The 13,927-nt window shown below is 59.4% G+C and carries 9 protein-coding genes and 1 riboswitch; of the genes, 4 read left to right on the forward strand and 5 right to left on the reverse strand.

Annotation, left to right across the window (positions count from 1 at the left end; all coding sequences use genetic code 11):
* Window positions 1-26: 26 nt before the first annotated feature.
* Window positions 27-1,241 carry a winged helix-turn-helix domain-containing protein gene (locus FH08_RS0143070; protein ID WP_031364302.1) on the reverse strand — a complete coding sequence of 405 codons (1,215 nt, stop codon included), beginning with the start codon at window positions 1,239-1,241 and terminating at the stop codon, window positions 27-29.
* A gap of 315 nt (window positions 1,242-1,556) precedes the next feature.
* Between FH08_RS0143070 and FH08_RS0143075 the strand changes: the two genes are divergently transcribed.
* The 4 genes from FH08_RS0143075 (at window position 1,557) to FH08_RS0143095 (ending at window position 7,142) form a co-directional block, all read left to right on the forward strand.
* Window positions 1,557-2,573: a porin gene (locus FH08_RS0143075; RefSeq protein ID WP_035568730.1), complete on the forward strand. Its 1,017-nt coding sequence runs from the start codon at window positions 1,557-1,559 to the stop codon at window positions 2,571-2,573.
* 340 nt (window positions 2,574-2,913) lie between these two features.
* A riboswitch (adenosylcobalamin (AdoCbl) riboswitch) is annotated at window positions 2,914-3,065 on the forward strand.
* 382 nt (window positions 3,066-3,447) lie between these two features.
* Window positions 3,448-5,379: a TonB-dependent receptor domain-containing protein gene (locus tag FH08_RS0143085; protein ID WP_031364304.1), complete on the forward strand. Its 1,932-nt coding sequence runs from the start codon at window positions 3,448-3,450 to the stop codon at window positions 5,377-5,379.
* A 32-nt stretch (window positions 5,380-5,411) separates the two neighbouring features.
* Window positions 5,412-6,185, forward strand: a complete 774-nt coding sequence (cobF, locus tag FH08_RS0143090) for a precorrin-6A synthase (deacetylating) (protein WP_031364305.1) — start codon at window positions 5,412-5,414, stop codon at window positions 6,183-6,185.
* A 309-nt stretch (window positions 6,186-6,494) separates the two neighbouring features.
* On the forward strand, window positions 6,495-7,142 hold the full coding sequence (locus FH08_RS0143095) for a cysteine hydrolase (protein WP_031364306.1): 648 nt from the start codon (window positions 6,495-6,497) through the stop codon (window positions 7,140-7,142).
* 44 nt (window positions 7,143-7,186) lie between these two features.
* Here FH08_RS0143095 and katG read toward each other — a convergent pair whose 3' ends face one another.
* From katG to FH08_RS0143115, 4 genes are all read right to left on the reverse strand, one after another.
* On the reverse strand, window positions 7,187-9,448 hold the full coding sequence (gene katG / locus FH08_RS0143100; protein ID WP_031364307.1) for a catalase/peroxidase HPI: 2,262 nt from the start codon (window positions 9,446-9,448) through the stop codon (window positions 7,187-7,189).
* A gap of 345 nt (window positions 9,449-9,793) precedes the next feature.
* Complete coding sequence (locus tag FH08_RS0143105) at window positions 9,794-11,347, reverse strand: MFS transporter (protein WP_081889776.1); 1,554 nt, start codon at window positions 11,345-11,347, stop codon at window positions 9,794-9,796.
* Between the two features lie 264 nt (window positions 11,348-11,611).
* The gene (locus tag FH08_RS0143110; protein WP_031364309.1) at window positions 11,612-12,853 is read right to left on the reverse strand and encodes an acyl-CoA dehydrogenase family protein; all 1,242 of its coding nucleotides are present in this window, start codon (window positions 12,851-12,853) and stop codon (window positions 11,612-11,614) included.
* A gap of 43 nt (window positions 12,854-12,896) precedes the next feature.
* Window positions 12,897-13,919, reverse strand: a complete 1,023-nt coding sequence (locus tag FH08_RS0143115; protein ID WP_031364310.1) for an NrtA/SsuA/CpmA family ABC transporter substrate-binding protein — start codon at window positions 13,917-13,919, stop codon at window positions 12,897-12,899.
* Window positions 13,920-13,927 lie beyond the last annotated feature (8 nt).

Below are 13,927 nucleotides of genomic sequence, written 5' to 3' on the forward strand. Positions count from 1 at the left end.
TGAAACGGAACACGTGGTCGCGCCGTTCAGGATGCGCCTGTCAATGCAACAGCGAGCGCTGCGGGAACGCCCGCGCCGGCCGCTAGTTGCGGCGTTTTATGCCAGTCCGCACAACGCTGCAGCGCGCGGCGCAGGTCGGTGGTCAAGCCTGTTCCCACCCGCACGCCCGGCTCTATATACAGCGACTTGAGTTCGAAAATACCTTGCGTACGGTGGGCTTTTGCATCGACCCGTCCGATCAGACGCCCACGATGCAAGATGGGGAGTACGAAGTAACCGTACTTGCGTTTTGCGGCCGGCGTATAACACTCGATCACGTAGTCGAACCCGAATAACGTGCTCGCGCGCTTGCGGTCCCATACAACCGGATCGAACGGCGACAGCACCGTGGTCACCGTGGAAACAAGGCGGCCGGCGGCTACATCGTCCAGCTTGTCCGCGAGATCGCGGTGCACGAACGCGTCTGCCTTCCAGTCATCGACTCGCACGGGTATCAACTCACCGGCATCGGCCAGTTCATGTAGCGCCGAGGTGTACGGACGGCGCGGCATGCGGTAATAATCCGCTACCCAGTCGGCACGGACGACGCCGAGCGCGCGGCAGGCGCGCTTGAGCAGTTCCTGCGGGACCGCTTCGGCGGGAGGCAGGTCGCGCGCGTCATTCCAGTCCGGCAGCACGCGCTCGGTCACATCGTAGATCCGATGAAAATTGCGTCGTTCCGCGACCATCAGTTCACCGGTCGCGAACAGCACTTCCAGGTGACGTTTCTCGGGTTTCCAATCCCACCAGCCGGCGCCATTACCGCCTTCGCGAGCGAAGTCCGCTGAACGAATCGGACCGGTCGCACGAATACGCTCGAGCAGCTGCTCGATGTCGTCGCGATATTTTGCATGCCAGTCCGCCGCATATTTCCAGCCCATCCCGACAGGATCAAGCATCCGGTGACGCAACAGTCCGTAGTCTTCTATCGGCACGAGGCAGGCCTCATGCGACCAGTATTCGAACAGGGAGCCTTCGGCCAGATGCTCGTCGAGCCATTGCGGCTGATAGTCGCCAACGCGGCTGAATAACACAAGGTAAGGACTGCGAGCGACCACGTGGATGGTATCGATCTGCAACTGCGCCATGCGGCGAATTGCGCCAAGCACATCCGCTTTTGTCGCCTTGCGGCGCGGCGGCGTAAGCAGGCCTTGGGCTATCAGATGCAGGGTACGGGCGGCCGACAGGGGAATCGTCTTCATGCGGTGGGCTCATCAGCGGAGGCGCTTCGGTCGGATACGTTACCAGAGGACCGGTTCGGGCGCGCAGCGGCGAATCGCCTTTGCCGGATCTCCAGAGCATGCCGATTTCCGGGCTCAGTTTGCAATCTCGAAGGCGCTGCACACGCGGATCCTCTCCGTCATCTAAGCATTTTCCCCTACGTGCAAATCGCTTGACTGCGAAAAAATGGCAATCTACATTTTGAGCCTGTTCATACATGTACTTTTTATAACGCATAGGTAGGACGGCTTGTTCACTGCCGCAGCACGTCCGCTATTTTTACTACCGGGGGGTCTATGAAGCTGGGCCGATACGCTGCGTGTGCGGCGTTGTTGTCGTGCAGTTATGCTCACGCGGATTCTGGTGTAACGCTTTACGGTATCGTGGATGAGTTCTTTCAGTATGTTAATACTGGCAATCGCTATACCGCGGCCATCGGATCAAGTTCCGAATGGGCCAGTCGTTTTGGATTAAAAGGCTCCGAGGATATTGGCGGCGGCAATAAAGTCAATTTTCAAATCGAGAATGGCTTTAATCCAAACGATGGCACTTTCGCTTCCACGGGCCAGATGTTCAACCGGCAAGCGTGGGTGGGTTTGTCGGGTAACTGGGGTGAAGTGAGATTGGGGCGCCAAAATTCGCCAGTCTTTTACGACCAGGGTTATCTGGATGCATTTGGAGCAGCGACCCAGGCGTCCGGATTCAGCAACTTGATGACCTACGTTGTGCGCACGAGCAATACCGTGTCGTACCAGTCGCCGGTCATGGCAGGCCTGCAGGCGGGGGTCTATGCCGGGTTTGGCGATACTGGCGGATTGCGCTCGGCGGGTTCGAGCTATCAGGCTGATCTCCAATACAACAGCGGGCCGATCGCCGCTACCGTGGCATGGCAGGCCGTGAAGAACGCCACCAATTCCTCAACCGATACCGCCGTTGAGGCTGGAGCCTCCTACACCATCCAGAAAGCCACGATTTATGCCGGCTGGGCCGCCAGCAGATGGACCGACATTAATTTGAATGTCAACGTTTATGGTATTTCCGGAAAATATCAATTCACGCCCGCAGTCTTTGTCGCGTTAGGCTATACCGCGTTGCATGATAAAACCGCCGCTGCCGATAATGCGAATCAGATTGCCGCTATGGCTCAATACGATCTCTCTAAAAATACCAGTGTATACGGCACCGTTTCTTATCTGACCAATCATAATCAGGCGTCGTATACGCTGGCAGGATCGGCGAATTCAGGCTTGCCGCTGGCTTACCCGGGCGCGAATCCGCACGGCGTCTCGATAGGCATGTTCCATAAATTCTAATTTCATTTCGGCGTGACACGTACGAAACATGTTCATACATGTTCGCTAAAAATTATTTTCTTCCTGCCTACGCTTAGGACGGTAAGGTCGCCTCGATCGAGGGCGCTCCAATGAACAAGCGTTTGAACAATCTGGGCGCGTAGAAAACGGAAATGGTCAGCGGGGTCTTCCCCGCATCGTTTCCGGCCGATCTCGGGAAGCTGACACTGCTTTCTCCAATTGCGGGAACGGTAAGCGAAATGAAGGAGGGCACGATAAGCAAGGCACATGCTCTCACGCTGCCGCAGCGTGCCGACAGATCATCGGAAGCACCGACTTGATAGTGTCGGACGGGGATTCGGAAGTAAAATGCGCGCATACGACACGTGGAAGCTGGTGCAAATCCAGCACGGTCGCGCCACTGTGATCGGTTCAGCACGAACCGGAAGTCAGACCTCGGCGTCGTATACCTCTTTTCTGACTTTGGGGCGCGCACTCCCCGGGAGACATCCACATGACCGATAGCCGATACTGCCCGCCATCCCGGCTCACTGCCAGAGCCGCATCCCCTCGAGTAGACGGCTTGGCCGGCGTCGGTGTACAAGACCCCGCATAAGTGAATTCGGCCGCCCCCTTGCGGCGTGATCGATTGTGCAGGCGAGGTGGGCCGTCCGCCGTTTGCCAAGACCAGCATCCGCGGCATGGGCTGCATCTGCAAGGCGCGAGAACTCATCGCAACGCAAAAGCGGCTTGGCCGCTGCGTGCGTTCGCGGGTTGATCTTGCCTGTCGGAACGAGCCTTAGCGCGGCGGCATCTCCACAAAGTCCGACATCGACACGCTGCGTCCACGCTCGCAGCCTGTCATCCAATCTACCAATAACAAGGCATTTCCAGTATGAAGTTCCGTCATTTCATCCTCACCTCTGCGCTGACGGTTTCGGCATGGCAGGTTGCACAGGCCGCGGATGACTCATCGTTGCCGCAGCCGGAGCAGCTTCCGTCCGCCGCCACGCTGCCGAATATTCTCGTCACCGGCGATACGCAGCATCTGCCGCAATCGTTCGATCAACGCTACGCGTCGACACAGGTACTCACCCGCGCGGATCTCGACCGTCTGTCGCCTATTGAACCGAGCATCACGCAAGCCCTCGCAACCCTGCCGGGCGTCACCATTTCACAGAACGGCGGCCCCGGCTCCTCAGCCGCCGTCAGCATCCGCGGTTCATCGGGCAGTCAGGTCGCGGTGTTCATCGACGGTATCCGCGTTGGTTCGGCGACCACGGGCCAAGCCGCGTGGGCCGATCTACCGACCTCTGCCTTTGACCGCGTCGAGGTTATCTCAGGACCGGCGGCTGCCTCGTTCGGCGCGGATGCAGTGGGTGGCGTTGTGCAACTCTTCACGAACCGTGCGGCAAATCAGCCTAACCAAACCACGATCTCAACAGGCGGCGGTTCGAACAAAACGTTCGATACGCAGGTCCGCACTTCAGGCAGTATTTCGTCCACGGGTCCGCTCTCGGCTCTGGCCGGACTGACCTATTCGCTGGGTCTGCACGACTACAATACCGCGGGCATCGATGCGACCCAGCCCGGGGCCTACGGGCACGAGGATGGCCGCAATCCGTACCATGCTCAGGACGTGGATGCGCGTCTTGGCTATGCGCATGACAACTGGTCGATCTCCACATTCGCTCTTTATCACCGGTCCGACCTGTCCTACGACAATGCCGGCGGCGATAACCAGCAGCTCGATCATCAGTTGACGACGGGCGTTGCGTTTCATCTGGACATCACGCCGTTCACGCAGTTCGACCAGTCTGTCGGCTACGCGACGGACCGCCAGTTCCTCTATGCGAACAACCCGGCCATCCCGACCGATGAAATCGACTCCACGCGCTTCAGCACGTCGACATCGCTGACCCACCAGGAACGCGGGCTCGCGCTCTTCAGTCTGCCGCTGTCCGGCGAAAGCAAGCTCGCCTACGACTTCACCCGCGAGCAAGCCTTCCTCCCGGTCGATATCCCCATGGGCGTGCCGACGCGCAACGATTCAGCCGTATCGCTCCATCAGTCGGTCACGCTGGGTGCGTTGACGGTGTTTCTTGCAGGCCGCCACGAGATCATTCAGGGCCAGTCGGTTAATACGGGCAATGTTGCAGTTGCTTATGCAATTACGCCCGTTTATACGGCACGCATTTCGTATGGCAACGCATTCCGTCTGCCGACTTTCAACGACCTGTACTACCCGGGTTTCGCGAACCCGAACCTGCAGCCTGAGCGCAGCGATACGGTCGAGGCAGCACTTGATGCCGCCACGTCCTTCGGCACCTTTACGGCCGCGGTATATGACACCCGCGTGCATGACCTCATCACTTACGACTCGCTGACCTTTCTCCCGGTGAATGTAGGCCGCGCGCACATCCAGGGGATCGACCTGTCGTACAAGGGCACGCTTGGCAACTCGACACCCGTCAGTCTCGCGATCGGCATTTTGAATCCGCAGGATGTGACCGACCAGACGTGGCTTAACCGCCGTCCGCGCCAGACCGTCAGCCTGAACATCGATCACACGTGGGACGAGTTCCACCTGCATGCGCTGAGCACGGGCGTCTCGCTGCTATACGGCGGATCGACCTACGATGACCAGTTCAACGCAACGTACCTGCCGTCGTACACAACCGTTGCGCTGAGGGCCGCGTACAAGGTCAATTCGCATCTCACGGTGTCCGCCAATCTGTCGAACCTCTTTAACCGGCAGTACGTCACCGCCTACGGTTACAACACGTTGGGCCGCACGGCATTCGGCAAGGTCGCTTACACTTTCTAGTCACTTGTCGCCATGACCTTGCGAGCCCATTTATGAAGCGAATCCTGATCATTGGTATTGGCGCCGGCAACCCCGACTATGTGACGATTCAGGCGGTCAACGCGCTTAACGAAGTCGATGTCTTCTTCGTGATGGACAAGGGCATCGCCAAGGAAAAGCTGGTTGCGTTGCGTAAGGAAATTTGCCGGCGTTTCATCAAGCGCAGTGACTATCGCTTTGCCGAAGCAAGCAGTCCCGAGCGAGCACGAGACGCTGCCGATTATCGGGCGAGCGTCGAGGATCTCAATGAAGACAAGCAGGTCGTCTTCGAGCGGCTTATCTCCGAAGAGTTGTCCGATGGTGAGTGCGGGGCGTTCCTGACATGGGGCGACCCTACGCTTTACGACAGCACCATCCGGATCATTGACTCGATCATCAGGAAGGGCGGTCACGATCTCGTGTTTGAAGTGATCCCGGGGATAAGCAGCATCCAGGCTTTGGCCGCACAGCACAAGATACCGTTGAATCGCATTGGAGAGTCGATCGGGATAACCACGGGGAGGCGCATAGCCGAGGGTTTTCCGAACAACGTCGACAGCGTGGTGGTGATGCTGGATGCCGAAGGCGCCTACAAACGTTTCGCCGATCAGGACATCGACATTTACTGGGGTGCTTATATCGGCACGCCGGACGAGATTCTGGTGTCCGGAAAACTGAAGGATGTAGTCGGAGATATCGAACGGATTCGCGCGGAAGCGCGGAAGGAAAACGGCTGGATCATGGATAGCTATCTGATGCGAAGGAACTCAACTCGCGAGGATAACTAACGGTTATCACGCGGGACTCTGCCAATTGAATCCCGCACTCACGAACGGTGCTCTCAATAGAACCTCCGGGTGACGCCGACCTTGGGAACGTCTCGCGCGCGACCCGGTTTGCAGTCTGATCCCATCGGTCGAGTTGGCTTTTTAATCATTGGCTTGTTAATAAAGTCGAACATCGCATGCGTAGCCGTCATGCGGCATCGAGAACCCTCGGTCCGTCGTTGCTTTCGGGGCCTCCATCTCCTAATCTGATCGAAGAGGCTCGGGTCGAGGAAAGCCGGTGAGCCTTCATGTACTTTATTGGGGGTCCGAATGATCTTTGATCGAACCGAGACAGCCGTGGTTTTCATCGACCCGCAAGTCGATGTCTTAAGTAAGGAAGGCAAGAACTGGGGCGCGGTCGGAGCAAGCGTGACAGAGAATAAGACGGTGGAAAACATGCTGCGGATCTTCAAGGCGGCAAAGTCCGCGAGGCTCGCAGTCTTTATATCGCCGCACTACTTTTTTCCGACGGATCGCGCCTGGAAATTCAATGGCCCGTTGGAGACGGATGAATTCGCCACCGGTACGTTTGCGCGCAGCGGTGGGTTGAGTCTGGATGGCTTCGAAGGCTCTGGTGCGGACTGGCTCGACGTCTTCAAGCCCTACATCAACGACGGCGAGACAATCGTTGTCAGTCCACACAAGGTGTTCGGACCGCAGACCAACGATCTCGTTCTTCAACTGCGCAAGCGCGGAGTGAGGAGGGTGGTACTGGGAGGCATGCTTGCGAACATGTGCGTGGAGTCACATCTGCGTGATTTGCTCGAACAGGGATTCGAGGTTTTTGTTGTCAGCGATGCCACTGCCGGCCCGCGTCATCCGGTCTGGGGCGACGGGTACAAGGCGGCGATGATCAACTACGCGTTTCTCGCGCACGGCGTGGTCAATACCGACGAAGTCGTGGCTTCAATGCAATGAAATCCCCGTCAGGACGACAGCCCTGACGGGGGCGATGCGACCCCTTAGGCGAGGTCGAATCTGTCGAGATTCATCACCTTCACCCAGGCTGCGACGAAGTCCTGGACGAATTTTTCCTGCGCGTCCTCGGTTGCATAGACTTCACTCAGCGCCCGGAGCTGGGAATGTGCACCGAAGATCAGATCGACAGCGGTGCCGGTCCACTTCCTCTCGCCGGTCTTGCGGTTACGCCCTTCGAACGCGTCCCGAGCGGACGAAAGCGGCAGCCATTCCGTTTCCATGTCGAGCAAGTTGCGGAAGAAGTCGTTGGTCAGCGTTTCCGGTTGGTGAGTGAATACACCATGCGGACTTTTCCCCGCATTGACGTTCAAGGCACGCAAGCCACCGATCAGCACCGTCAGCTCCGGGGCGGTCAAGGTCAGCAACTGCGCCTTGTCGATCAGCAAAGCCTCCGGCCGAGCCTTGACCTTGCCCGACAGGTAATTGCGGAAGCCATCGGCAACCGGTTCCAGCGCCGCGACGGATTCCACGTCGGTCTGTTCCTGCGAGGCGTCCGCGCGACCCGGCGTGAACGGCACGGTGACCTGATGGCCGGCGTTTTTCGCCGCCAGCTCGATGCCGGCGCTGCCAGCCAGCACAATCAGGTCGGCCAGCGAAATCTTCTTGCCGCCGGACTGCGCGCCGTTGAACTCGCCCTGAACGCCTTCGAGAGCCTTGAGCACCTTCGACAGTTGCGCAGGCTGGTTGACCTCCCAATCCTTCTGGGGCGCCAGACGAATGCGCGCGCCGTTTGCACCGCCGCGCTTGTCGGAGCCACGGAAGCTAGACGCCGACGCCCAGGCGGTCGATACCAGCTCCGAGACGGACAGCCCTGACGCCAGGACCTTCTCCTTGAGCGAAGCGACGTCCGCTTCTGCGACCAGAGGATGGTCGACCGCCGGGATGGGATCCTGCCACAGCAGCTCTTCAGCCGGCACTTCCGTGCCGAGGTAGCGCACGCGCGGTCCCATGTCGCGGTGCGTCAGCTTGAACCAGGCGCGGGCGAAGGCGTCGGCTAACTGATCAGGATGCTCCCAGAAGCGCCGCGAGATCTTCTCGTAGGCGGGGTCGAGGCGCAGCGACAGGTCGGTGGTGAGCATTGTCGGCCGCTGCTTCTTCGACGCATCGTAAGCGTGCGGGATCGTTTCGGCGCTGTCCTTGGCGACCCACTGGTTGGCGCCGGCGGGGCTCTTGGTGAGTTCCCATTCGTGGCCGAACAGGTTCTCAAAGAAGCCGTTGCTCCATTGCGTCGGCGTGCTGGTCCAGGTGACTTCCAGGCCGCTCGTGATCGTATCGCCGCCCTTGCCGCTGCCGAAACTGTTCTTCCAGCCCAGCCCCTGGTTCTCGAGATCGGCCGACTCGGGCTCGGGACCCACATTGTCGGCGGGACCGGCTCCGTGCGTTTTACCAAACGTGTGGCCACCGGCGATCAGTGCGACGGTTTCCTCGTCGTTCATGGCCATGCGCGCGAACGTTTCCCGGATATCGTGCGCCGCAGCAAGCGGGTCCGGATTGCCGTCGGGACCTTCCGGATTCACGTAGATCAGGCCCATCTGCACGGCGCCCAGCGGATTTTCCAGGTTGCGTCCGTTATCGGTACGGCTGGCCTCTTCGCCGTGCTTTTCTTCGTCGGCTACGATCACGCCACCGTCGTTGTCCTTGCCGGCGGCACCCTTGCCGTAACGGACGTCGCCGCCCAGCCAGGTCTTTTCGTTGCCCCAGTACACATCCTGATCCGGCTCCCATGTGTCCTCGCGGCCACCGGCGAACCCGAAGGTCTTGAAGCCCATGGTCTCTAGCGCGACATTACCGGTGAGGATCAGCAGGTCGGCCCAGGAAATCTTCTGGCCATACTTCTGCTTGATCGGCCAGAGCAGGCGGCGGGCTTTATCCAGGCTGACATTGTCCGGCCAGCTGTTGAGCGGCGCGAAACGTTGCTGGCCGCGCCCGCCGCCCCCGCGGCCGTCAGCGATACGGTATGTGCCGGCACTGTGCCAGGCCATGCGGATAAAGAGCGGGCCATAGTGGCCGAAGTCCGCCGGCCACCAGTCTTGCGAATCGGTCATCAGCGCCGCGAGGTCCTTCTTGACTGCAGCCAGGTCAAGGCTCTTGAAAGCCTCGGCGTAATTGAAGCTGTTGCCCAGCGGGTTGGATTTGCCGGAGTGCTGGCTGAGCAGGTCCACCCGCAGTTGTTTCGGCCACCAGTCTCGGTTCGTCGTGCCGCCGCCGGCGGCGTGATTGAACGGGCACTTTGCGTCATTTGACATGCGTTGTCTCCTTGAGAGGACGGACCCACTACTTGTTTTAAGGACGTCTAGCCTTCATCGTGCGGAATTGATGACGCCGTGCCCGGTGGTCTGCCAGGAAATGCCGTGGTGGACTTTTACTGTTGATCACCGGAAGCGCCAACCTGTTACTCGGGCAAACACTGTCGTAGCCTACATTGAACGAGCGCTGCTTGCGTTGGCAAGCCTACTCCAGTTGAATATAGGCTTGTGTGACCATCAGCAGAATTAGATTCGTGCAATGCCAGTGATAGCTCACCGCTATATCGCAGCGGGCGCTTTCTTGCCTCGGCACGATCGTGCGAAACCCGCTTGCTCGAGAGCTCTTCAAGATTTGCGACGCTTCCTGTCATGGTCAAGCATAAGCCATGCGCTGATGGCGCTCGCAAGCGCAAGACCCGATGCAATTAGCACGATCACGCGGAACCCCAAAACAAATGACTCGCGCGTGGCCTCCATGACGCGGGCGTCGGGATTGACCGCGGCACCGAGAAGCGCGCGCTGCTCATTCACTTGCTGTTGCATGGCTTGAGAGAGGCCGAGTGGCAAAAGGTGCGCGTCGAGCGATTTATTGAATAACACCGATAGGACAAGGCCGAAGACCGCTACGGCGAGAAGTCCGGCGACGCGAGATATAGCGTTGTTCACCCCGGATGCGACTCCCGACTGATTCTCCGGAACGGCGTTCATGACCGACGTGGTGAGCGGGGCAACGCAAATCGCCATGCCCAGGCCAAGCACGACGACTGGCGCGAAGAAGGTCTTTAGGTACGAACCGCCCACTCCGGGCCATGCCAAAAGCGCAAATCCCGCAGCGACAATGATGGAGCCCACGGTGAGTGGCGCCCTCGCGCCATAGGTTGCGACCAGTCCGCCCGTCCATCGTGAAAGCACGAAGATAATCAGGATCAACGGCAATAGTGCGGCTCCGGCCTCAGCCGCTGAATAATGATGGATCTGAATAAGCGTGAACGGCAGGAAATAAAGTATTCCCCCGAGGCCAGAATAGAGAAAGAACGTAATCAGGTTTGCACCCGCAAATGTGTGCGATCTGAAGAGCGCCAATGGCACCATCGGAGCGGGGCATCGAGCCTCGCGAATCAGAAAGGCGATGAGTGCTATCACGCCGACCGACGCCGCTACCAGAACGCCCGACGCTTTTTCAGAAGCCTCGATGAGTGCGTATGTAATTCCGCCGAGTCCTATCGATGCTAATAACGCTCCTGTCCAGTCCAGCGCTGCATCGAGTTTTTCGTTTTTGCTCTCGTTGACCCGCCATAGCGTGATGCCCACAACGACCGCCGCCAATGGCAGATTGAGCACGAATACCGATCGCCACGAAAAGTGTTCGACCATCCAGCCGCCAAGCACGGGGCCTCCTGCGCCCATCATCGCGGTGAATCCCGACCAGGTGCCGATCGCGCGCCCGCGCGTGCTGGGCGGGTAGGCGGAGCTGATGAGAGACAGGCTGCCGGGCACAAGGAAAGCGGCGCCGATTCCCTGAACTGTCCGGGCAGCTATCAGTCCTCCGATAGACCCAGCGAACGCGCACCACGCCGATCCGATTGCGAATAAAACCGTACCGAACAGGAAGACCATTTTCCTGCCGTAGCTATCGCCGAACGAACCTCCGACGAGCAGCAGCGACGCCAGCGACAACGCATAAGCCTCAACCACCCACTGGAGGTCTTTCGAGGTCGCGTGAAGCCCACTCTGTATTGCAGGCAGCGCGATGTTGACGACCGTTCCGTCGATAAACGCCAGGCTGGAGCCAAGTATCGCGGCGATCAATACCCAGACGTTACCCGTCGATGTACTCTCGACAGCTTGAGTTGTTCTCGAATGTGACCCGTCGGGCGCGTGCCGATCTGATGGTTTCATGGGGCTCAAAATAACACGTTGTTATCCATGATCTTGCATGGGTTGCAAACGGTTTTCTGATGCCACCTTGACGGATTGACGCTATTGATTCGGAATGGGTGACAACTTCATTGTGGTCTGCGTCAGACCTGAAACTACGCAAGTGAAGCCCGACGCCACTGCATTCAACGCGATGTGCCAGCAGCGCAAGTATTTTTCAGCAGGACCAAAGTACCAGCGGCAGCCACCAAAACCCATCGCGCAGGGTGGTTATGCGGGCCTCGATCAGAAGAACGCGCCTGTCGGCGGAAGCTGTCCGGTCAGCAGGTTCTGCCCAAGCAGGCGCTCCTTGTAAAGGCGTGGATTGTGCGAGGCAATCACCTTGATGTTGCGCCAGTGCCGGTCCAGCGCGCCCACGCGCGAAACGACCGTGCCTGATCCAAGATCGATCAGCCAGGTGGCGATCTGCGGAGCGAGATCGTCGATCACGACCTTCGCTTCCGCCGCCGAGAGCGTGGCAGCAAGCGTGGTCTCGTACTCATCGCTTGTTCCGTAGCTGTCCCACGCACGTTGCAGCGCTTCGATCGCACGATCTGCCGTCGCTTCGACGCTGGCCGCGTAAGCGCGGATTCGGCCAAGCAACGCCTGCAACACAGGCTCGTCGGTGGGATGCGCGGCTTCGCCATGATAGAAATTGCGCCCGCGTGTACGCAAAACCTCGACGGCGTCCAACGTCACGCGCCGCGCGATGCCTGCAATGCAGTTGCTCAGGTAGACCTGATGAAAGGTGAATCCCCAAGGCGCGGCTTCCTCCGTCCTCGGTGGATCAACCGGATAGACCTGCGCGGCGGGCACACTCACCGCATGAAATTTCGCTGTACCCGAGCCTGTCAGGCGCTGGCCGAATCCCTGCCAGTCGTCATCGTTGCCGACGCCTTCGCCGCGATCGAGCACATATTGCACGGCCCGGCCTTCTCGGCTTTCCACGGTGACACCAACGAATGCGTCGTTATAGAGGTTGCCGGTCGCATAAACCTTCACGCCTGATCCGACGTAGACATGCCGGTTTTCGTCCCATTCGAGCTTGCTCAGCACCTGGCTTGGACGGGCGCCGGCCGCCACCGCATCGGTTTCGACAAAACTGAGTCCAACCGTTTTCTTCTGCCTCGTCAGATCGAGGACGTGCGCATGGAAGGGATGATCGCGCCGTCTGAGAGACGCTTCGACCTGCCACAGATGATTGCGAAAAGCATGGGCGATGTTTGAATCCGCCGCGGCAATATCGCGCGCTACGACGAGAAGTTCGCTTAACGAAAGACCTTGGCCGCCCGCATCGGACGGCAGGCGCAACGCGCCGAACCCGAGGGCCTTGAGTCGCGCGATCTCTTCGTGCGGCAGACGATGTTCCCGTTCCCGCGCGGCCGCACTCGACGCGATATCCGCGATGGCTTCGGAGAAACCGAGCGATGCGGACAATGGCGAGACGAGCTTGGGTCCGCCGCCGTGGTTAGTCGTCGTCTCAGACATGCTCATGCCGCCTCTGGAAGTGGGTGGGATCGTCCATTGCCCGTCAAACCTTGATGCTGTAATCCGCGACGTTGATTCGCGAGTGGATGATCTTGCGTTCCGCGAGCCAGTCGGCGGCGCGTTGGAGTTGCGCAATGAAAGCGGCGTCGTCGGGTTCGTGGAATTGATTCACGCGTTTCAGGTTGGTCAAATAGTCGCGTACCTGATCCGGGTATTTGGCTTCCTTCTGTGCGAGCTGCTCAGATTCGGCGGAGTGCGCCGATTGCCATGCGCCTTCGACGTAGTACGCGTCGATCACCGCGCGAATCAGCTCGGAATTCTCCTCGGTGAATTTCCGGCGTGTCACCAGCGAGCTGTAGTCGATCAGGAAATCGAGGTCGCGTCCCTCGTTGAAGATATCCTTTGCGTCGTTCGAATAGCGCGAGATGTCGACTGCCGGCGACCACATCGACCACGCATCGACTACGCCTTGCGCAAAGGCAGGTGCGGCATCGGGAGGATTCAGGTAGACGAACTCGACCTTGCTACGGTCGACGTGGTTCTTTTCCAGTGCGGCGATCAGCAGGAATTCGCCAAGTCCCGAGCGGTTGACGGCGACCTTGCGCCCCGCCAGATCGGCGACCGAATTGATGCCGCTCGATTTCTTCACGATGATCGCAGTCGAGCGAGGCGAATAGACGTCGAACGCATTGAAGACGATCGGTGAACCGGCCAGCATCGCCGCCAATGCGGGCGTGGTCGACCCCCAGAAACCGAAGTCCGCGCTGCCGCCCACCACTGCCTGAATCGACGGCGCGTGGTTCGGAAACGGTCCGACCCATTCGACCTTGATGCCTTTCGCGCCGAGCGTCTTGTCGAACACGCCGCGTTGCTTGGCAATGTCCGGAAGGCTGCCGTATCCCCAGCCGATGCGAACCGTATCGGTGTTGCGCGTCAGCTTGCGCGGTTCGGCTGCTTGAGATGCTTGAGCCGCTTGGGCTGGAAGCAGGCTGCTTGCGGCGACGCCGGCCAGCAGTCCACCCGCCGCGCGCAACAGTTGGCGGCGGCTCAGTGAAGAATCGTTCATCCTTGTCA

This window comes from Caballeronia sordidicola (genome assembly GCF_000729995.1).
Taxonomy (GTDB): domain Bacteria; phylum Pseudomonadota; class Gammaproteobacteria; order Burkholderiales; family Burkholderiaceae; genus Caballeronia; species Caballeronia sordidicola_A.